This is a genomic window from Sodalis sp. RH19, from assembly GCF_047324215.1.
Taxonomy (GTDB): domain Bacteria; phylum Pseudomonadota; class Gammaproteobacteria; order Enterobacterales; family Enterobacteriaceae; genus Acerihabitans.
On the sequence record NZ_CP178734.1, the window covers coordinates 4,829,351 to 4,849,017 of the forward strand.

Here is a 19,667-nt window from a genome sequence, read left to right on the forward strand (position 1 = left end):
GGCGCCGCGCACCTGGCGCCGTCAACCCGCGCCGCCGGGCGAAGCCATCGGCCGCTGCGCGGCAAGCGGCGGGCAACACACTGATATGGTCATTGGAGGATCCCCGCATGCCGTGGTATCACTACCTGTCGTATTTCTTGGGCGGAGCCGTTGTCGCCAACGCGATTCCACATTTGGTCAGCGGAATGATGGGGCGGTCTTTCCAAAGTCCCTTTGCCACGCCGCCGGGCCAGGGGCTGTCATCGGCAACCGTTAATGTGTTGTGGGGGGCATTCAATGTGGCGCTGGCCTATTTTTTGATTTACCAGGTGGGATCTTTCACTCTACGCGCTATGGCGGACGCGGGCGCCGCCGGCCTGGGCGCGCTGTTAATGGCGCTGGTGTGCGCCCGCGCGTTCGGGCGTTTCCATGGCGGTGCCGGAAAATGACACTGGCGGTAGATCAGGGGATCTATCGCCAGTGAACGCGTTTTCCGGATTTTTACCGGGATGGGACGATGGGGTATAGCCTTATCGCATGGTGACCAATTCTTCCGCCGCGGTGGGATGAATCGCCACGGTATTATCAAAATCACGCTTGGTGGCGCCCATCTTCATGGCCACGGCAAAGCCCTGAAGGATCTCATCCATGCCCAGGCCGATGCCGTGCAGGCCGATAATTTTTTCCTCCGGCCCCAGGCACACCAGCTTCATCCTGCATGGCTGGCGATGGCTTGTCACGGCGGTGTACATGGAGGTAAACGCTGTTTTGTATATCTTGATCTGTTTTTCACCGTATTTGGCGATCGCTTCCGGCTCGGTCAGGCCGATGGTGCCGATGGGCGGATGGCTGAACACGACGGTTGGGATGAGATTGTAATCCAGATGTTCTTCCGGCTTGCCGTTAAACAAGCGTTCCGACAGGCGGCGACCCGCGGCCACCGCCACCGGGGTCAGTTCCACCGCGCCGGTATTGTCGCCGACGGCGTAGATGCCCTGGACATTGGTATTCTGGTATTTATCCACCCGGATATAGCCGTTGCTGTCGGTTTCCACCCCGGCCGCGGCCAGGTTGAGGTTATCAGTGGACGGCTCGCGCCCGATGGCCCAAATCAGCGCGTCGACGGTAAATACCTGGCCGTTTTCCAGCGTCAGCGTCAGGCTGCCGTCCTGGTTTTTCACAATGGTTTCGGGAATTGAGCCGGTATGCAGGTTCGGGCCTTCCGCCTGCATGATTTCCACCAGCGTCTCCACCACCAGCGGATCGAAGGTGCGCAGCGGCGCGTGCTTACGCACAAACAAATGGGTCTGCGCGCCCAGCGCATTCACCACCCCGGCAAGCTCCACCGCGATATAACCGGCGCCGACCACCGCCACGCGCTGCGGCATGGCGTCCAGCGCGAAAAAACCGTCGGAATCGATACCGTATTCGGCGCCGGGGATATCGATATGGCTGGGGCGTCCGCCGGTCGCGATCAGAATATGATCGGCGGTGATGTGTTCGCCGTTGACTGCTACGGTATGCGCGTCAACAAAGGTGGCGAAACCCTCGATAACATCGACGTTGTTATTGCCCAGCACCCGTTCGTAGGACTGATGGATGCGGTCGATATAGGCGCTGCGGCTCTTGACCAGGGTCTGCCAGTCAAAATGGTTAATGGTGGTGTCGAAACCATAATCCGGACCGTAGAGCTTGATCGCCTCGGCGATTTGCGCCGCGTGCCACATGATTTTTTTCGGGACGCAACCGACATTGACGCAGGTGCCGCCAAGATATTTGGCCTCGATCAGCGCGCACTTCCGGCCGTACGATGCGGCACGGTTAATCGAGGCGATACCGCCGCTGCCGCCGCCAATAGCAAGATAGTCGTAATGTCTGGTCATCAGGATTCCCTTTTGGTCTTTTGATGGGCACAAGTTTAACGCGCAAAACGCATTTGTCGCAAAGTTTGCATCAATCCCTCCGATAGGCGCAGAGCGGGGCGCCGTGGCAATGCGCCGGCCTGGGCGTTGGCCCGGCGCTGCCCGATCTGTCGGCGTTGGCCGCCGCCCGGGCGCCGCCGGATTCGCCCGCGGTTATTCCGGCACCACCCAGCGCACCAGCGTATGGCCGTGTCCGGTGGGCACCAGCGCCTGGTGCAGCCAGGGCAACAGCTCGGTCATCTGTTGCTCCAGCATCCACGGCGGATTGATCACAATCATGCCCGAGCCGGTCATGCCGCGCTGGTCGCTGTCCGGCCTGACCGCCAGTTCGATTTGCAGGATGCGGCGGATGCCGGTTTTCTCAAGCGATGCCAGGATTTTTTTCACATGCTGGCGCAGCACTACCGGATACCACAGAGCGTAAATGCCGGTGGCAAAACGCTTGTAACCCTCCTCAATGCCGGACACTACGTCGGGATAATCGGATTTCAGCTCATAGGACGGGTCCATCAGGATCATCCCGCGCCGGCTCTGCGGCGGCAGTTGGGATTTCAACTGGGCATAACCGTCGGCGCGCAATACTTCGGCGCGCGCGTCTTTCTGGAACTCATTACGCAGCAGCGGATAATCGCTGGTATGCAGTTCCGTCAGGTGCAGCTTGTCCTGCGCGCGCAGCATCTGGCGCGCAATCAGCGGCGAGCCGGGGTAATAACGCAGGGTACCGCTGCGGTTATAATGACGGATTACCGTCAGGTAGGGGTCCAGCAGCGCCGGACAATCGTCCCGCTGCCAGATCTTGCCGATGCCATCCAGGTATTCCCCGGTGCGTTCGGCGCGCTCGCTGCTGAGCAAATAGCGCCCGGCACCCGCATGGGTATCAAGATAAAGGAAAGGTTTTTCTTTTTCCTTCATGGCCGTCAGGATCAGACTCTGGACGGTGTGTTTCAGCACATCGGCGTGATTACCGGCATGAAAACTGTGGCGATAACTTAACATAGTGTTTTGCGCTTTCAGATGATGTTGTTATTTACAGTATAATCAGTGCGTTACCGAAAGTGACTACTGTGCGTCGTTGCGGTGCTGAAGATTTACGGCCCTAACGGCAAGACAGGTACGGGGCGCGCTACAGGGCACAGCATATCATGGGCGCTAGTATAAACCGCCTTGGGGATAAAAAGGGAAAAGCATTGCCCGCGACCTGCGGGCTTTTTTATGCCTGGATAGCGCCAGGGCGGGGGAAAACGAGGGGGAAAACCAGGTAAAGCCTGCCGATGGGCGTTAACCCATCGGCAGGAAAAGGCGTTAGTTATGCAGCATGCTGCCGACGATAATGGACGTTATCACTCCGGTCGCCACCGCCATCAGTACATAATTACCGTCGATATAGGCCCATTGCTCGCCTCTGGGCGGCTCGTACAGGCCACGGCTACGCCAGTCATCAACGCGGTAATGTTCGCGGTAATAGCGCGGTACCGGATGTCCGCGCCTGAAATCATGGCCGTTCCAGGCGAAATGGTCGCGTTCACGGCCGCGCGGGCCGCCCCGGTCGCCATGGCCCCGGTTATCATGGCCGCCCCGGTTGTCATGGCCGCCTTGTCCGCCCGGGCCGCCATTACCGTGATGGTCGCCGCCCCCGTTGCGGGGCTGCCAATCCTGGCCGTCGTGTCCGCCGGGACCGTCGGCGTATGACGCTGTCGGGAGGCAGGCGCTTGCTGAAATTAATGTGATTACCATTAGCAGCGTAGATTTTTTCATTTTTTGTCACCCTCAATTAAGCGACTGCTTCGCCAAGCCAGTAAGCACACTATCAGCGAGATCAGACGGGACGACATCAGGAAATATCTTAAAAAAATGCCCTACTGACAATGATTTACCGCCCTTATCGCATTCCTTACATATGTGAAGGTAATGCGGGCGCCCCCCGGCTATCAGCCATGGTTAAACGCGCGCGGCATAGTGTCCGGCCCCGGTGGTGATGCCGCGGGAAGGAACCGGCTTCCTTAGGCGTTACGCATGACGCTATCCTTTAAAATCCAGTATCCGGCCGTCGGCCAGGGTTGCGCGCAGGCCTTGGGCGGGAATATCCGCAAAGGCGCTTTGGCTGAAGTTGGCGACAATCACCGACCCGTCGCTAAACGTGGTTTGCTGCACCCAGCCGGCGTCGTCCAGCCAGCGGAAACCCGTCAGCGCTTGATTCCACAGTGCGGTATGCAGCGGGCGGAAGACAGCATCCGTTTTGAGTATTTCCGGTAGTCTGGCGGCGAGCGTGGCGCGATTAAGATGATACATCGGTGCCGTGTTATACAGCCCGCTAAGCAAGGTCCGGGTCGTTTTCACCTCGCTTAACTTGAGGTTGTCGGTGTGCCAGTGATGGCTGCTGATAAGGGCATCGTGAAAAACGGCCTGATAAAGCGGGATACGATTGCGCGGGTCGAATACAACGCTGCGATAAGGCTCCTTCACCTTTGCCGGGGCAAAAAAGAATGCCGGCTGGGCATCCGGCCACCAGGCGCCGAGATACCAGGGGGAACGGCGATCCTGATACATATCCTTGCGGCCCCAGCCAAATCCCCAGGTCTGGGTGCCATGCGCAAACATCAGCTGACCCGCATTGGCCGCGTTGCCGTCCTCTGATCCCAAGGGCAGTTTAAAGGTGGTATTAAACCAGGCCATGCGGGCATTGCGGGCGGCAATGGTGTGCTGCGCGCCGCTCGGGTGGACCGGATGATAGTCATCCGCGGCCATGCCGGTGCCGTCGACATCCAGGAACAGGCTGTTCAGATTCCCCAGATGCATCAGTTCGCTTATTCTTTTCTGCGAAAACGACAGCATACAGCTGGGGTTAAGATAATACCCTTTTTGGCCAAAACCGGGCTTTTTGCCGCCATGCGCTTCCACGATGGCGCAGTTTTCGCGCAGCGCCGCGGGTATCTGCGCGCTTAACCAGCTGTCATTAACGCCGCGCGGGATAGCCGTATCGTATGAATCATAGGTGGCGATCAGATAGCCTGATTTTTTTGCCAGCGCCACCGCCCGCGCCGCCATAAAATTAGCGGTCCACTTTTCAGTTGCCAGCCATAACCGCGGCAGCCCCGCCTGATGCAATGCGGTTATCAATGGCGTGCTTAACCCCTGGCCCCAGGCTGCGGCAGGGGCAAGAAAGGGGCCCAGGCGCTGTTCGGCAAGCCGGCGTATGGCGTTGGCCTGTGCCTGCTGCGCCGGCAGGAAATCAGGATCATCGGGCGTGGCGTTAACAGGAACGCTGTCGATTAAGGCTGCGTTCAGCGCGGCGGTCAGCGAGGCTTGCTGCCATGGCTGCGGAATCCGGGTTTTAACGGTCTCAAGGGTTTGCCTGCCCTCTTTATCGATTTTATCCCACAGGGATAATCCCCCTGGCGATTGCAGATACAGCGCCAGTCCGGGCCAGTCAATAACATCGGACACATCGAGCGGGCCGTTGCCCCATAGATAAACATGGGTGGCCCCGATCAGTTTTTCGCCCTCCGGCGCCAGGCGGATTTTATCCTGTAATGGTGTGAACTGACCGGTTTGCTGCAGATATTGCCGATAGCGCAAGGCGCCGGAAAGCTCTGAACGCCCCGCATAAAGCAGGACCTGCAAAGGCTGATGTTGATTAAATCGATTGAATTCATGCGCGGCGACCATCTTCACCGCGGTTTCTGCGCCGGAAAATGCCACCTCATTATGCATCGGCGTGAGTAAGAGCCAACTGACGACCTGGCCGCCCTGCAACTGGCTCCATAACGGCAGTTTTAAATCCATATTGGTATTGAGCGATGACATCTCGCCCAACAGATACTGTTGCCAGTGCGGATCCTTAAGTGACACCCGGCTGCCTTCGGCCAGCGGCAACAGCAGTGTTTTCACCGGCTCGGGCAGGGAAAACCAGATAAAGCGCTGCGGCTTGGCGGTCGTGAAATCAAGATATAACTCGTTATCCCCCAGCCGCAGGGCGACGTTCATTGCCCGCTGCGGCCAGTACCAGTTAGCCTGGGTGGGGCCGTGGCTCAATGCAGTGACTTTCTGCGGCGCCTGCGGCTGATTTACTGGCATATTGCCGATACTGATGGCAAGCGTGGACGGGTCGACGGTAAAGATCATGTCATCGCGTTGCAAGGTTAACGCGCTGGCCGATCCCGCCAGCAGTAACAGGCCGCAGGTCACGCTTTTGGCCAGGCAATGCCATTGCCCGGCGAGGCGGGGCGTCTTGTTCATGATGTCACCTCGGAATACCGCGTTACTATTTTATATTTATAGGGGGAATGCTTGCTGTTGCTTCAGCCGGATTTGGCGATGTCGTGAACCCTATCATGGCGGCGTGGCAATGCCATTTACTTTACTCAATACGGCTTTTCTGTTAATGGATCGTTTAGATTTTTTCCAGGTAATTTATTGAAAGGATGGGGTTATCATGCGGATTGTTCTTGCGGACCGTTATCCCGGCGCCCAATTCTGGGCTTTTGGCGACAGCGCCGAGATGGCCGATACTCTGCTGGCCCTGGTCCTGCGCGGCGAAAAAACCGCGTCCTGCTGTTCTTATACCGCTTTCCGGCAGGACGGGGCCCCGGCTGTCGGCGGTTATCATGTGATACTGGACGGCGCCGACAATCCCGCCTGCGTCATCCGCACCGTGGCGCAACGGTTGGTGCGTTATTGCGACGTGACCGCCGACATGGCCGCCCTGGAAGGCGAGGGAGATAAGAGCCTGGACTACTGGCGGGCGGCGCATCGGGATTTTTTTCAGCGCGAGGGCGGCTTTTCACCGGAGATGCTGCTGGTATTCGAGCAATTCACGCTGATAGAAAGACTTCAATGAAAAACGGCATATCGCCCGCAGCCGCCGTCCCCGGGCCGGGATGGCGGGGTATTTCCCGCACGGCGCCATGCCTTGCCGGCCATCCAAGCCGGAGGGGGCGGGCGTTTAACGCAGGTTAGGATTGCTCATCACGCTATACCGGCCGCAGCCCAACAGCGCTATGGCGATGCCGGCGAACAGGTAAACGGCGATAACCTCAAAACCCCAGCCGCCCACTTTGTCCAGGGTCAATATCATGCCCGGATTGGTAATCAGCCAGGCAAAGAGCATGGTAAAACAAAATACCAGCGCGGCGGGGCGTACCAGGATGCCGAGGATAAACAGCACCGGCACCACTATCTCGCCGAGAAACACACCGTAGGCAACAAACGCCGGCATGCCGTGCCGCTCCACCATGCCGACGATACCGTCAATACCATAGATCGCTTTATGGATGCCATGAAGCATCATCATGCCGCCAAAAGCGACGCGCAGCACTAATCTTCCTAAATCCGGTTTATCCAGCATACGGTTAAAAGCAGCAATCATTTTACACCATCCCATTTGCAATAAATTTGAATGATTATCGTTGTAACCATTATTACTCTTTTCAGCGACAAAAGCCCACCGCTTAAATGAGCCAGATCAACCAAATAGCAGCAATAACGAAAATAAATTTCCCCTACGGCCGCGGGGCATATTGGCATCCCTCAGCCTGGGGTGTGGGGCAGCAACCGCGCTGTTCTCTCCCCGCGCCGCCGCTATTTTCCACGGGCCGTTAGCCGTCGTCGGCGTTAACGGCATAACACATTCCGTTGCCCGCCATTGATTTTCGCTATAGTTAGCCTCATGTTACTTTCATATCTTTTAAACAATGATCAGGGCCGCGCTATGACAAATCCGTTGTTGACTCCATTTTCCTTGCCGCCGTTTTCCGCCATTCTTCCTGAGCATATCGTCCCGGCGGTAAAATCCGCCCTTGCCGACTGCCGACAGACCGTTGAGCGCATCGTTGCGCTATCGGGTCCGTATACCTGGGACACCTTATGCCAGCCGCTTGCGGAAGCGGACGATCGCCTGGGCCGCATCTGGTCGCCGGTCGGCCATCTGAATGCGGTGCAGAACAGCCCGGAGCTGCGCGAAGCCTATGAGCAAAGCCTGCCGTTATTGTCGGAATACAGTACCTGGGTGGGCCAGAACAAGGGGTTGTACGACGCGTATCGCGATTTGCGCAACGGCGAATACTACGATGAGCTGAGCGTGGCGCAAAAAAAAGCGGTCGATAACGCCCTGCGCGACTTCGAGCTGTCGGGGATCGGCCTTTCACCCGAGAAACAAAAGCGCTATGGCGAGATTGCCGCGCGCCTGTCGGAGCTGGGTTCGGCCTATAGCAATAATGTGCTGGACGCCACCATGGGGTGGAGCAAGCTGATTACCGACGAAGGCGAACTCGGCGGCATGCCGGAAAGCGCGCTGGCCGCGGCCCGCGCCCAGGCGGAGGCGAAGGGGCAGGAAGGCTGGCTGATTACCCTTGATATCCCCAGCTATCTGCCGGTGATGACGTATTGCGATAACGCCGCCCTGCGTGAAGAACTGTACCGCGCCTATGTCACCCGCGCCTCCGACCAGGGTCCCAATGCCGGCAAATGGGACAACGGCCCGATCATGGAGGAAATCCTGGCGCTGCGGCACGAATTCGCCCAACTGCTGGGTTTCGCCAGCTATGCCGATAAGTCCCTGGCGACCAAAATGGCGCAAAATCCGCAGCAGGTGCTGGATTTTCTCACCGATCTGGCCCGGCGCGCCCGTCCGCAGGGCGAGCAGGAACTGGAGCAGCTGCGCGCTTTCGCGGCCAAACACCACGGCCGCGATGCGTTAAATCCCTGGGATATTACCTACTATAGCGAAAAGCAAAAACAACATCTTTACGCCATCAGCGATGAGCAGCTGCGGCCTTATTTCCCCGAGCAGCGGGTGGTAAACGGCCTGTTTGAGGTGGTGAACCGCATCTATGGCATCACCGCCGAGGAGCGTACGGATGTGGATACCTGGCATCCCGAGGTGCGTTTTTTCGATTTGTTCGACGAACAGGGCGAGCTGCGCGGTAGTTTCTACCTGGATTTATATGCCCGCGACAATAAGCGCGGCGGCGCCTGGATGGACGATTGCGTCGGCATGCTGCGCAAAGCCGACGGCAGCCTGCAAAAGCCGGTGGCCTACCTGACCTGCAATTTTAACCGCCCGGTCAGCGGCAAGCCGGCGCTGTTTACCCACGACGAGGTCACCACCCTGTTCCACGAATTCGGCCACGGCTTGCATCATATGCTGACCCGCATCGACACTCCCGGGGTTGCCGGCATCAGCGGTGTGCCCTGGGACGCGGTGGAACTGCCCAGCCAGTTTATGGAAAACTTCTGCTGGCGGCCCGAGGCGCTGGCCTTTATCTCCGGCCATTATGAAACCCACGAGCCGTTGCCCAAAGCCATGCTGGATAAGCTGCTGGCGGCGAAAAATTACCAGGCGGCCCTGTTTATCCTGCGCCAGCTGGAATTCGGCCTGTTTGATTTCCGCATGCATTTCGAATACAGCCAGGAACAGGGCGCGCGCATCCTGCAAACGCTGGCGGAGGTGAAACAGCAGGTGGCGGTCATGCCGGCGGTGGAATGGAGCCGTTTCCCCCATGCGTTCAGCCATATATTCGCCGGCGGTTACGCGGCGGGCTACTACAGCTATCTCTGGGCCGACGTGCTGGCGGCGGACGCCTGGTCGCGCTTTGAGGAAGAGGGGATCTTCAATCGGCAAACCGGCCAGTCGTTCCTGGACAATATTCTCTCGCGCGGCGGTTCCGAGGAGCCGATGGCGCTGTTTGTCCGTTTCCGCGGCCGTGAACCCGAGCTGGACGCCATGCTGCATCATTACGGTATCCGCGGATAATGCCGCTGGAGCCGCTGGCGCTGCGTTGTGAACCGGGCGTGGACAAGGCGCGTTTAGCGGCCCTGGCTGAACGCTGGGGCCTGCTGCACGATGCGTCGGCGGTGATGGAACTGGTGCTGACGCCGGAGCGCCTTGAGCTGCGCAAGCGCGATGAGCCGAAGCTCGGCGCCATCTTCGTCGATTTTACCGGCGGGGTAATGGCACATCGCCGCCGCTTCGGCGGCGGACGCGGCGAAGCCATCGCCCGGGCGGTGGGCGTAAAGGGTAAAACGCTGCCGGACGTGGTGGACGCGACGGCGGGCCTGGGGCGCGATGCGTTTGTCCTGGCGTCCCTCGGCTGCCGTGTGCGCATGTTCGAGCGCCATCCCGTGGTGGCGGCGCTGCTGGACGACGGACTGCAACGGGCCTATGACGACCCGGAGGTGGGGGCATGGCTGCGTGAGCGCCTGACGCTGGTGCACGGCTCCAGCCTGATCGGGTTAACCGGGCTGCGGCCGCGTCCGGATGCGGTTTATCTTGATCCGATGTTTCCGCACCGGCAGAAAAGCGCGCTGGTTAAAAAAGAGATGCGGGTGTTTCAATCGCTGGTGGGCGCCGACGAGGACGCCGACGAACTGCTTCTACCCGCGCGCGCGCTGGCGACCCGGCGGGTGGTGGTCAAACGCCCGGACTATGCTCCGCCGCTGGCGGGCATTGCCGCCCAGGCCCATGTCACCACAAAAAATCATCGTTTCGATATCTATACCCCACAAGCAATCCCCGCAGAGCAACAGGTTACGGCGGATTAAACCCGCCGGAGATGCGCAATGTCGGGGTGAAACCATGCATGCGCCGGCCCCCGCCCCGCAGGGCGGAGGCTGTGCGCATCAACACGCTTAATCCTCGTAGACTTCTTCGTCGTTCAACGGCACGATCAGCATATCCACATGGACGGTATTGATCAGCTGGCGGGCCGACGACATCAGCTTGCTCCAGAAATCCTGATGATGTCCGCACAGGACCAGATCGACATCGTACTTATTGATGGCATCCACCAGCACCTGGCCTAAATCGCCGCTGCCGCTGAGGATTTCGGCAATCGGATAATGGGCGTTCTGCGACAGCTGCGTCATCGCATTTTGGGTTTCCTCGGAGATGCGTTTTTGCATATCCCCGAGATTGACGTCGATAAGTCCGGTATAGAGATCGGAATAATTGACGTCAACATGGATCAACGAAATCTTCGCGTTGTACGGTCTGGCCATCGATACTGCTTTTTCCACCAACACATTGCTTTCCGGTGAAAGGTCAACGGCGATAAGGATGTGTTTATAAGACATAATCAGACTCCTTGCAAAATGTCACTCGTTAACTCCGCGCGACGTGGGTACTCATCCGGCATGTCTGTGACGCCTTAAGTTTAACACTCGGCGGCGTTCCAGAAGTGATGCCGTGATCACACCTATCCGTATGATATTTATCAACCCGCCCAGCATTTTCGGCTGGGGCGATACTCCGGCGGTAAAACCTTAACAGCAATAACTAACATAATTGAATTATAATTATTAATTTTTCAACGCACTAAATTTAGTATAGCTTTTATTAGAAAGGGCATCGCGCATTATCCGGGGAGGATGCGACGTAGCCCGTATGCCGGGGTGGCCCGGCAAGGCGCGGTCGCGTTGCTGAAAAAAAACCGGCTAAAAGAACAATTTTTGTCGCTTCGATTGCTTTCTTTAGACAAACTTTTCTACACTCAATATTGCAAGGTCCGGCAGTATTTTTACTGCGTATATCCATTCTCGGTTATATCAATTTTTGGGGTGGGCTTCTTCAGCTCTGTGGTTAGTTGCTATCGCGCGTAAACCGCTGCCGGCCCGGATGTCGGAAGGTTGTGTGGAGTCGCGTTGCCGGGGGGGATTTATGATCAACACCGTTGCGCTTTTCTGGGCTTTATGTGTCGTCTGTGTCGTTAATATGGCGCGTTATTACTCATCGTTGCGGGCATTGTTGGTGGTACTGCGGGGGTGCGATCCGCTGCTCTACCAGTACGTGGACGGCGGCGGGTTTTTCACCGCGCACGGACAGCCCAGCAAGCAGCTCAGGCTGGTACGCTACATCATTGCCCAGCGGTATCTCGATCATCACGATCCGGAATTTATCCGCCGCTGCGAGCGGGTGCGCCGGCAATTTATGCTGACCAGCGCGCTGTGCGGATTCATCGTCGTCAGCCTGATTGCCCTGGCTATCTGGCACTGAGACGTAAAGAAACCGTGCTGGGAATCAAACAATTAAAAAGGCGACCCGCAGGCCGCCCTTTTCACTACGCCTGCCGGATGCGTTAAATCAGCTTCAATGCCAGCCAGTACAGACTACCCGAGAGCACGATAGCCACCGGCAGGGTGAGTACCCACGCCAGCAGGATATTTTGCACGGTCTTACCCTGGACGCCGCCGCCGTCCACCAGCATGGTGCCCGCCACCGCGGAGGACAATACATGGGTGGTGGAAACCGGCATGCCGGTATAGCTGGCGGCGCCGATGGACACGGCGGCGGTCATCTGCGCCGACAGTCCCTGCGCGTAGGTCATGCCCTTCTTGCCGATCTTTTCGCCGATGGTGGTGGCAACGCGCCGCCAGCCAATCATGGTGCCCAGCGACAAGGCCAGCGCCACGGCAACGATAATCCACAGCGGCGCGTACTCCACGGTTGCCAGCAGATCCTTACGCAAATTATTCAGGAAGCGTTTATCTTCGCCGGTGGTTTGCGGCAGCTTGGCGGTCCGGTCCGCGGTATCGGCGACGCACATCAACAGGCGGCGCACATGCGCGCGCTCGAAGGGCGTGATCTTATCGTAGCTCTGCAAATTATCCAGCAGCGCCATGGCGCGGGTGATGGCCAGCAGCGCCCGGGAACTGTCGCAGTGAAACTCGGCCGGCGTGGACGGCAGGGCGTTGACATCCGGCGTCGGAATCGCCGGCGGTTCGGCGTTAACCACCTGCGGCAGGGCGCCTTGATGCTGCAGGTAAAATTGCTGCAGGTTGCCGACCGCGTCGCGGGTGCGGGCGATATCATAGCCGGTGGAATTCATATTCACCACGAACCCGGCCGGCGCGACGCCTATCAATACCAGCATGATCAGGCCGATACCTTTCTGTCCGTCATTGGCGCCGTGGGCAAAACTCACCCCGGCGGCCGACAGGATAAGCGCAGTGCGGGTCCAGAACGGCGGTTTGCGTTTGCCGTCTTTCTTCTCCCGTTCCGCCGGCGTCAAATGAATGCGGCGCCGTTTCGGGGTACTGCTCCAGTAACGGCGCAGCGCGAAGACCATGATACCGGCCACCACCAGCCCGACGATGGGCGAAATGATCAGCGACAGGAAGATCTCGATAAGCTTCGGGATATTCAGCGCGTCCAGCACCGACGAGTCGGTTACCATGGCGTTGGTCAGGCCGATGCCGATAATGGCGCCAATCAAGGTATGCGAGCTGGAGGCCGGCAAACCGAAGTACCAGGTTCCCAGGTTCCAGATAATGGCCGCCAGCAGCATGGAAAACATCATTGCCAGGCCGTGGGTGGAGCTGACGTTTAACAACAGGTCGACCGGCAGCAGATGCACGATGGCATACGCCACGCTCAGGCCGCCGAGCAGTACGCCGAGAAAATTGAAGATTCCCGACATGCCCACGGCCAGCTGCGAGCGCAGGGCACGTGTGTAGATTACGGTTGCTACCGCATTGGCGGTATCATGAAACCCGTTGATGGCTTCATATACCAGGACAAAAATCAATGCGAGCACCAGCATAAGACCGGTATGAAACTCCAGGCCGGTAAATAGATGTAGCATAGGGTTACGCCATAGATTGGACATGAACGGGGCGCATTATCTGCGACAACAGGGGCCGTGGAAAAGAGAAATATGACCTTTTTATGACATTTCTGTCGGCACTGCGCGGGCTTGTCCGCACTTTACTCTGTAAAATCATGAGGATAACTATGCTTACTGATTTTATCATCCTGTTACGTTGGCATAAGGCCACCGGGGACATTACAATCGGCCCCCGCGTGGAACGCACAATAGCCGGACGGACGCCCTTTTTCATGATTAAGCAGGCATTAGCAGAGAGCAAGTATGGTGGAACAGTTTGACGTAGTGGTGATCGGCGCCGGCGCCGCGGGCATGTTTTGCGCCGCGCAGGCCGGCCGGCTGGGCCGCAGGGTATTGCTGCTGGATAACGGCAAAAAGCCGGGACGGAAAATTCTCATGTCCGGCGGCGGCCGCTGTAATTTCACCAATTTGTATGTCGAGCCGGCGGCGTTCCTCTCGCAAAATCCGCATTTCTGCAAGTCCGCACTGTCGCGTTATACCCAGTGGGACTTTATTGCCCTGATGCAGCAATACGGCATCGCCTGGCATGAAAAAACCCTCGGCCAGCTTTTTTGCGACGACTCGGCGCAGCAGGTGGTGGATTTGCTGCTCAAGGAGTGCGAATTGGGCCAGGTGACGCTGCGGTGTCGCAGCGAGGTAGGGGCCGTGGAAAAACGCGGCGATGATTTTTTCCTGACCCTGCCGGGCGGCGCCATCAAAACCGGCCGCCTGGTGATCGCGACAGGCGGCCTGTCCATGCCCGGCCTGGGCGCCACGCCCTTCGGTTATAAAATTGCCCAACAGTTCGGACTGCCGGTCATCCCCACCCGCGCCGCGCTGGTGCCTTTTACCCTGCATAAGCCCCTGCTGGAACAGTTAAGCGTGCTGTCCGGCATCGGCGTGCCCGCGGTGGTCGTTGCTGAAAACGGCGTCTCGTTCCGGGAAAACCTGCTGTTTACCCATCGTGGACTGTCGGGACCCGCCATATTGCAGATTTCCAGCTTCTGGCAAAGCGGCGAGTACCTGACGCTTAACCTGCTGCCTGATACCGATTTAGCCACGTTCCTGGCGGCTGAATTGCGCGAACACCCCAACCAAAGCCTGAAAAACACCCTGGCAAAACTGTTGCCGCGTCGTTTTGTCGAGATGTGGTTCGCCCTGCTGGCCATTCCGGAATGCACGCTAAAACAGCTCACCCACCGCCAGCAGGCCGATTGGGTTCTGGCCCTGCAGCAGTGGCGGGTGCAGCCGAACGGCACCGAGGGCTATCGCACCGCCGAGGTCACCCAGGGCGGCGTGGATACCCGCTATCTCTCGTCCAAAACCATGGAAAGCCGGCAGGTGCCGGGACTGTATTTTATCGGCGAGGTGGTGGATGTGATAGGCTGGCTGGGCGGCTATAACTTCCAATGGGCCTGGAGCTCGGCGTGGGCCTGCGCGCAGGCGCTGGGGGCCGCGGAACGCCCTAACCCTGCCTGAGGGGCACGCGGTGACTTAACGCAGACGCCTGATCTCATGATCCCGGTACTTGTAGTTACAGCGCAGTTCCACGCCTGCGGGGATATCAGCCAGCGTGAACACCGCGATAACCGATACCGTGCGCTTATTCGCCAGAATCGCCGGAAACCGGGCCATTTCCACATTATAGCCGGATCGCGCCTGGCGGCAGGGACGGCCATGCTCGTCATATTCAACCAGGGTGTTTATTTTGGATATGATGCCGTCGCCGTCAAGAATGATCTCCTCTTCCTGATCATCGGCCGCTATGGATATCAGATAGTCATGATCGAAAACGGTTTTGTCGCACACCCCTTCCGGTACCAGGACACCGGCGTAGATTCCCACGCACGTCCCTTTCGCCAACGGCCTGGCGGCCATCACCCCCCATTGGCCGATAAGGGATTTTTCCCGCTCCGGCACATCGTTCCTGGTGAGCTTACGGCACTGCAACAAGCCTGCATAAAGCGCGGCCCGATCGGCGCCGCTCACATCTCCGCTGGCAAAGGGCACTACCTGGTCATTGGCATAGCGGTTATTGGCGGTGGTCGCCTGCGAAAAACGGTTGAGATGGACGATCGTCACGGCATTGCCGTCCACGTCCCGATAGGGCGGCAGGGCATCGAGACCGGTGTGATAACTTCTGTTCCTGGCAATGATGGCGCTGCGGATCTCGCTTTTCATAAAGTGGGTCAGCACGCCGTTCATAAACACCCGGGCAATCAAATGCGTCGCCGCGCGTTCTTCTTCACTGGCCTGGTCGGGCGGTTGCCCGGCCCGGCCATCCACTAATTTAAGCGCGTGCAACCGCGCACTCCAATTCAAACCATGGCGGCGGTTAACGTGTATGCTCATTCCTGCAAGCGCGGCATGGTCTTGCGGCGTCATCAATTTGTCAGCCAATGCCCGGACACACTGCAGCCCGATACTGACCGCGCGATAGGGGTGCTTTTCCTTTTCACCCGCCTTACGCAAGGTACTTTCCAGAATGGCATGCCACTGGCGCCAAACCGGGCGGCACCGGTCACAGCAGTTCTCCGCCACCTTCAGGTGACTGGTTAGCCTGGACAGCCCGCCTGGCCGACGGACCTTGCCCGCCGGGAGGGAATGTATGGCGGGTGGGCCGCCGGGGGAATGAATATTGTACATACTAAGTGGACCTCCCTATCATCATTGCTGCGCGTCGCTTCTCTGCTTTACAGCCGGTAAGCCATGGCCGTGGCTTTCATACGGAGCTTATCGGGAGGGGATACGCGGCACAACAAGGCCGGCTGACATAAGATTTTTCCCCGCGCCGGGTTCGCGGCTTCGCGTTTAGCCGCTATTGTTCATCAGGTTCTGTTATCGGCAGTGGTGTTATATTCCGGCGGCGTCAGGGAATAAATACGCAGTTCCTCACCGGCGGCGATGTTCCTTAAGGCAAATATCGCCAATACATAAATTTTCCTGCCATCCGCCAGTTCCGCCAAAAATTTGGCCGCCTCGACATTGCAGCTTTTCGCTGCGGGCTTATGCGCAGCCCTGGGATCGTCGTAAGCGAAACCGGCCCTTATTTTCGCCAAAATGCCATCACTGTCCAGATAAGTGTCAGGCCCGCCACACACTGAAATATCGACGATATATTCCATATTGAAAAACTGCCGGTGCGCCATAAGATATTCATCGACCAGCGTCCCTGACAGCACGCCTACGCAGGTATCCTTAGCGATCGGGCTGCGCGCCATCACCCTCCACTGTGGCGCCGCCTCCGCCTCCGGTCGCGACGGTTTATCCAATGCTGCATGGCGCAACATAACCTGCGCATATAATTTCAATCTCGCCAAGGGCGCCGTTGTCGAGGTTATAAATGGTTTAACCCCATCATTGGCGTAAACTTTGCCTGAAACGACTTTTTTTGAGTCGGCGCTGATGCTTTTTATTTTCAATATCGTGTCGTCCGAGCGACGAAACGGATAAAGGCCGTTCAGGAGGGGCTCGTAGCAGCGGCTTCGTTCCAATTGTGCCTGGTGGAACTTGGCGTGCAAAAATTCATCAAGCAAGCCTCTCATCAGTAGTTTGGCGAACAGATGAGTCGCTGCGCGTTCTTCCGGTTTTTGTTCATGCTGTTTTTTTCTGCCCGCAAGCGCAAAGATATGGTCGAGAAGCTGTTTTTCGTGCAGGTCGGTTACTAACAGGCTGACGCCAAGTATATTCTCGTCCGCCGCGCTCACCAGCCGTTCGGCAATGTCATATCTGGCCTGCATGCTATGCAGCATCCTTGCCGGTGGATGCGGCGCGGTCAGCATGCCGTCCTCCATTTTAGCGACTTCCTGATTCCATCTTTCCCAGAGGGTCGCGCATCTTTCACAGCAATTTTGTATCCGGGCAAAATGGCTCGCGATCCGGGTTAACGCCTTTGCGGGTTGCGGTGCCGACAGGCTGCGCAAGGTGATAAATTCCTTGAGATAGGGCGAAGCGATTTGGTCCATCATCCGTTCCTGTTTTTATCGTCATAAGGTGGGGCTAAAGCTAAACGGCTAAAACAGGGCTGGCAAGCAGTCTGGCGGGAGAGAGTTTTTGCCCTGCGGCAAGAGAGGGAGAGGGTTGAGACAACGTTATCTGCGGGCATCAGGCCACAGACGCCGCCGCGTATTTCACGGCGCGATGATGACAGCTTTCCGGCCTGGAACAATACTCTGATCTCTTACCGCAACTGAAGGGGTTGTCGGCGGGCTGTCCGGTATTTTAATCCAGGATTTTTAACGCCAGCGCCACCAGCTCCGCCATGTCGTCAAGCGAGCGGCCGGTTTTCCCCACCACCCGCATCCCAAGCAGGATGGTTAACATCATCCTGGCGGCGGCCGCGCTGTTAACGCCGGGTTTAATTGAACCGTCGGCCTTGCCCTGATCAATCAGCGCCGCCAGCAGGTTTTCATTGCCTCGCAGCGTCCCGGCGACAGCCTCCGCCAGTGCCGGATCAAAGGTATCCAGCCCGATGGCGCTGCCGACGACCAGGCAGCCGCGTTGTCCTTCAATATCATGGGATGATTCGGCGTAAAACCGCAGTACCGTGCGCAGGCGCTCGCGGCCGGTGGCGACGGCGGCGAGCCGGTCGGCCAAATCCGCGTTACGCAGGGACGTATAACGATCGAATGCCGCCAGGAACAGGGTGCGCTTATCGCTGAAGGCTTTGTAAATACTGCCGGCCGACAACCCCATCGCCTGGGCCAGATCGCTGATGGAGGCGGCGGTGTAGCCTTTGGATCTGAAGATCAGGATGGCCTGATCAAGCGCCAGGTCCATCGCGAACCCGCGCGGTCGCCCGGGGCTGCGGGCGTGGTGGGGAACAGTGTCTGTATTCATTGTGCCATTATAAGGAAATGGTCGTTTCCCAAACAAGGGTTATTTTACACCCTATGGCGCGGCGTAGCCGCCATAAAGACGCCGGCCAGGATTGCCAGCGTGATGGCAAAATAGCCCACGCCATGCCAGCCGGCCCGTTCCCAGGCCATCATCGCGCCCATGGAGCCCAGGGTGCCGCCGAGGAACATGCCGCCCATAAACAGGGTGTTTACCCGTCCCTTGGCTTCTTCCCGCAGACCGTAGATGACATGCTGGTTGGCGACCAGCGCGCTCTGTACGCCGAGGTCGAGCAAAATCACACCGACCGTCAGGCCGATAAGCGACGTCCAGCCCATAAATACCAGCCAGGCAATCAGCGTCAGCGCGGCGCCCATGATAATCACGGGGCGTCCGCCGAGGCGATCGGCCATCCTGCCGGCGGCCGGAGCGGCAAATACGCCCACCGCGCCCACGACCCCGAACAATCCGGCAATACCGGATCCCAGATGGTAGGCCGAATGATCCAGATAAATAGCCAGGATAGTCCAGAAGGCGCTAAAAGAGGCAAACAGCGCGGCTTGGGTCAGGGTCGCCTGGCGCAGGCGCGGCTCTTCGCGCCATAAGTGGATCAGGGAAGCCATCAGCGCCGGATAGCTCAGGGCGGCGCGCGCCGTCGCGGTCGTTTTAGGCAGCATGCGGTACATCAGCAGCGCGCCGAGCAGCGCCAGCGGCACGCCCAGCAGGAACATGGCGCGCCAGCCGGCATATTCGGCCACCAGGCCGGCCAGGGTGCGGCTCAGCAGAATACCGCTTAACAACCCGCTCATCACGCTGCCCACCACCGCGCCGCGCCGGGCGGGAGAGGCCAGGGTCGCCGCCACCGGCACGATCTGCTGCGCCGCCGTGGCGCCAATGCCCAGCAATAGCGACGCGCCCAGCAGCGTCCAGCCCGTAGGCGCGAACGCCGCCAGCAGCGAGGCTAGCGCCAGCATCAGGAACTGCAGCACAATCAGCCGGCGCCGTTCAAACAAATCGCCCAGCGGCACCAGCAGCAGCAGCCCGGCCGCGTAGCCCAGCTGGGTGATGGTCGGTATAAGGCCGGGGGCAGACTGACCGGGAAAACTCGCCGCGATCACCACCATCATCGGCTGGTTGTAATAAATATTCGCCACGGCGATGCCGCTGGCCGCCGCCATGGCGAAAATCAACAGTTGGCTGATGACGCCGGTTTGCCTCTGGGAGGCATTGGTTACAATAGACATGATTTTTTCCGTCAAGTGAAATGCCGTCGCCACCGCGACGACCGTTGACGTTAAGACTACCGGTCGGCGGAGTGCGCCGGTAGACCGTG

Annotated in this window: 17 protein-coding genes; 6 read left to right on the top strand and 11 right to left on the bottom strand. The window is 58.5% G+C overall.

Going from position 1 to position 19,667, the window contains the following annotated elements; translation table 11 throughout:
• Window positions 1-107 precede the first annotated feature (107 nt).
• Window positions 108-428 (top strand): hypothetical protein, encoded by a 321-nt coding sequence (locus ACL2XF_RS21720; RefSeq protein ID WP_410013043.1) that lies wholly within the window; start codon window positions 108-110, stop codon window positions 426-428.
• Between the two features lie 81 nt (window positions 429-509).
• On the opposite strand, the gene gorA is transcribed toward ACL2XF_RS21720, so the two are convergent.
• The 4 genes from gorA to ACL2XF_RS21740 all read right to left on the bottom strand — a co-directional run bounded on the left by gorA (window position 510) and on the right by ACL2XF_RS21740 (window position 6,137).
• Window positions 510-1,862: a glutathione-disulfide reductase gene (gene gorA / locus ACL2XF_RS21725; RefSeq protein ID WP_413727520.1), complete on the bottom strand. Its 1,353-nt coding sequence runs from the start codon at window positions 1,860-1,862 to the stop codon at window positions 510-512.
• A gap of 192 nt (window positions 1,863-2,054) precedes the next feature.
• Entirely contained in the window at window positions 2,055-2,897 is an 843-nt protein-coding gene (locus ACL2XF_RS21730) for a 23S rRNA (adenine(2030)-N(6))-methyltransferase RlmJ (protein ID WP_410013045.1), read from the bottom strand.
• A 306-nt stretch (window positions 2,898-3,203) separates the two neighbouring features.
• On the bottom strand, window positions 3,204-3,656 hold the full coding sequence (locus ACL2XF_RS21735) for an RcnB family protein (RefSeq protein ID WP_410013046.1): 453 nt from the start codon (window positions 3,654-3,656) through the stop codon (window positions 3,204-3,206).
• 264 nt (window positions 3,657-3,920) lie between these two features.
• Window positions 3,921-6,137 (bottom strand): glycoside hydrolase, encoded by a 2,217-nt coding sequence (locus ACL2XF_RS21740; protein ID WP_413727521.1) that lies wholly within the window; start codon window positions 6,135-6,137, stop codon window positions 3,921-3,923.
• A gap of 196 nt (window positions 6,138-6,333) precedes the next feature.
• Between ACL2XF_RS21740 and ACL2XF_RS21745 the strand changes: the two genes are divergently transcribed.
• On the top strand, window positions 6,334-6,738 hold the full coding sequence (locus tag ACL2XF_RS21745) for an ASCH domain-containing protein (RefSeq protein WP_413727522.1): 405 nt from the start codon (window positions 6,334-6,336) through the stop codon (window positions 6,736-6,738).
• Window positions 6,739-6,843: 105 nt separating this feature from the next.
• Here ACL2XF_RS21745 and ACL2XF_RS21750 read toward each other — a convergent pair whose 3' ends face one another.
• Window positions 6,844-7,266: a DoxX family protein gene (locus ACL2XF_RS21750; protein WP_410013049.1), complete on the bottom strand. Its 423-nt coding sequence runs from the start codon at window positions 7,264-7,266 to the stop codon at window positions 6,844-6,846.
• Window positions 7,267-7,608: 342 nt separating this feature from the next.
• Here ACL2XF_RS21750 and prlC point away from each other — a divergent pair, with 342 nt between their 5' ends.
• A complete protein-coding gene (gene prlC, locus ACL2XF_RS21755; protein ID WP_410013050.1) occupies window positions 7,609-9,651 on the top strand; it encodes an oligopeptidase A in 2,043 nt (680 codons plus the stop codon).
• Window positions 9,651-10,439 (top strand): 16S rRNA (guanine(1516)-N(2))-methyltransferase RsmJ, encoded by a 789-nt coding sequence (gene rsmJ, locus ACL2XF_RS21760; protein WP_413727523.1) that lies wholly within the window; start codon window positions 9,651-9,653, stop codon window positions 10,437-10,439. The genes prlC and rsmJ overlap by 1 nt, the downstream gene beginning before the upstream one ends.
• A gap of 87 nt (window positions 10,440-10,526) precedes the next feature.
• Here the strand turns inward: rsmJ and uspA are convergent, their stop codons facing one another.
• Window positions 10,527-10,970: a universal stress protein UspA gene (gene uspA, locus ACL2XF_RS21765; RefSeq protein ID WP_162367300.1), complete on the bottom strand. Its 444-nt coding sequence runs from the start codon at window positions 10,968-10,970 to the stop codon at window positions 10,527-10,529.
• A gap of 583 nt (window positions 10,971-11,553) precedes the next feature.
• Here uspA and uspB point away from each other — a divergent pair.
• On the top strand, window positions 11,554-11,889 hold the full coding sequence (gene uspB, locus ACL2XF_RS21770) for a universal stress protein UspB (RefSeq protein ID WP_410013052.1): 336 nt from the start codon (window positions 11,554-11,556) through the stop codon (window positions 11,887-11,889).
• A gap of 82 nt (window positions 11,890-11,971) precedes the next feature.
• On the opposite strand, the gene pitA is transcribed toward uspB, so the two are convergent.
• Complete coding sequence (gene pitA / locus ACL2XF_RS21775) at window positions 11,972-13,477, bottom strand: inorganic phosphate transporter PitA (RefSeq protein WP_410013053.1); 1,506 nt, start codon at window positions 13,475-13,477, stop codon at window positions 11,972-11,974.
• Between the two features lie 288 nt (window positions 13,478-13,765).
• Here pitA and ACL2XF_RS21780 point away from each other — a divergent pair, with 288 nt between their 5' ends.
• Window positions 13,766-14,977 carry an NAD(P)/FAD-dependent oxidoreductase gene (locus ACL2XF_RS21780; RefSeq protein ID WP_413728843.1) on the top strand — a complete coding sequence of 404 codons (1,212 nt, stop codon included), beginning with the start codon at window positions 13,766-13,768 and terminating at the stop codon, window positions 14,975-14,977.
• Window positions 14,978-14,992: 15 nt separating this feature from the next.
• On the opposite strand, the gene ACL2XF_RS21785 is transcribed toward ACL2XF_RS21780, so the two are convergent.
• From ACL2XF_RS21785 to ACL2XF_RS21800, 4 genes are all read right to left on the bottom strand, one after another.
• The gene (locus ACL2XF_RS21785; RefSeq protein WP_413727524.1) at window positions 14,993-16,144 is read right to left on the bottom strand and encodes a hypothetical protein; all 1,152 of its coding nucleotides are present in this window, start codon (window positions 16,142-16,144) and stop codon (window positions 14,993-14,995) included.
• Window positions 16,145-16,326: 182 nt separating this feature from the next.
• Window positions 16,327-17,466, bottom strand: a complete 1,140-nt coding sequence (locus tag ACL2XF_RS21790) for a hypothetical protein (protein WP_413721658.1) — start codon at window positions 17,464-17,466, stop codon at window positions 16,327-16,329.
• Between the two features lie 253 nt (window positions 17,467-17,719).
• Complete coding sequence (locus tag ACL2XF_RS21795; RefSeq protein WP_410013056.1) at window positions 17,720-18,337, bottom strand: TetR/AcrR family transcriptional regulator; 618 nt, start codon at window positions 18,335-18,337, stop codon at window positions 17,720-17,722.
• A 44-nt stretch (window positions 18,338-18,381) separates the two neighbouring features.
• Window positions 18,382-19,578, bottom strand: a complete 1,197-nt coding sequence (locus ACL2XF_RS21800) for an MFS transporter (protein ID WP_410013057.1) — start codon at window positions 19,576-19,578, stop codon at window positions 18,382-18,384.
• Window positions 19,579-19,667 lie beyond the last annotated feature (89 nt).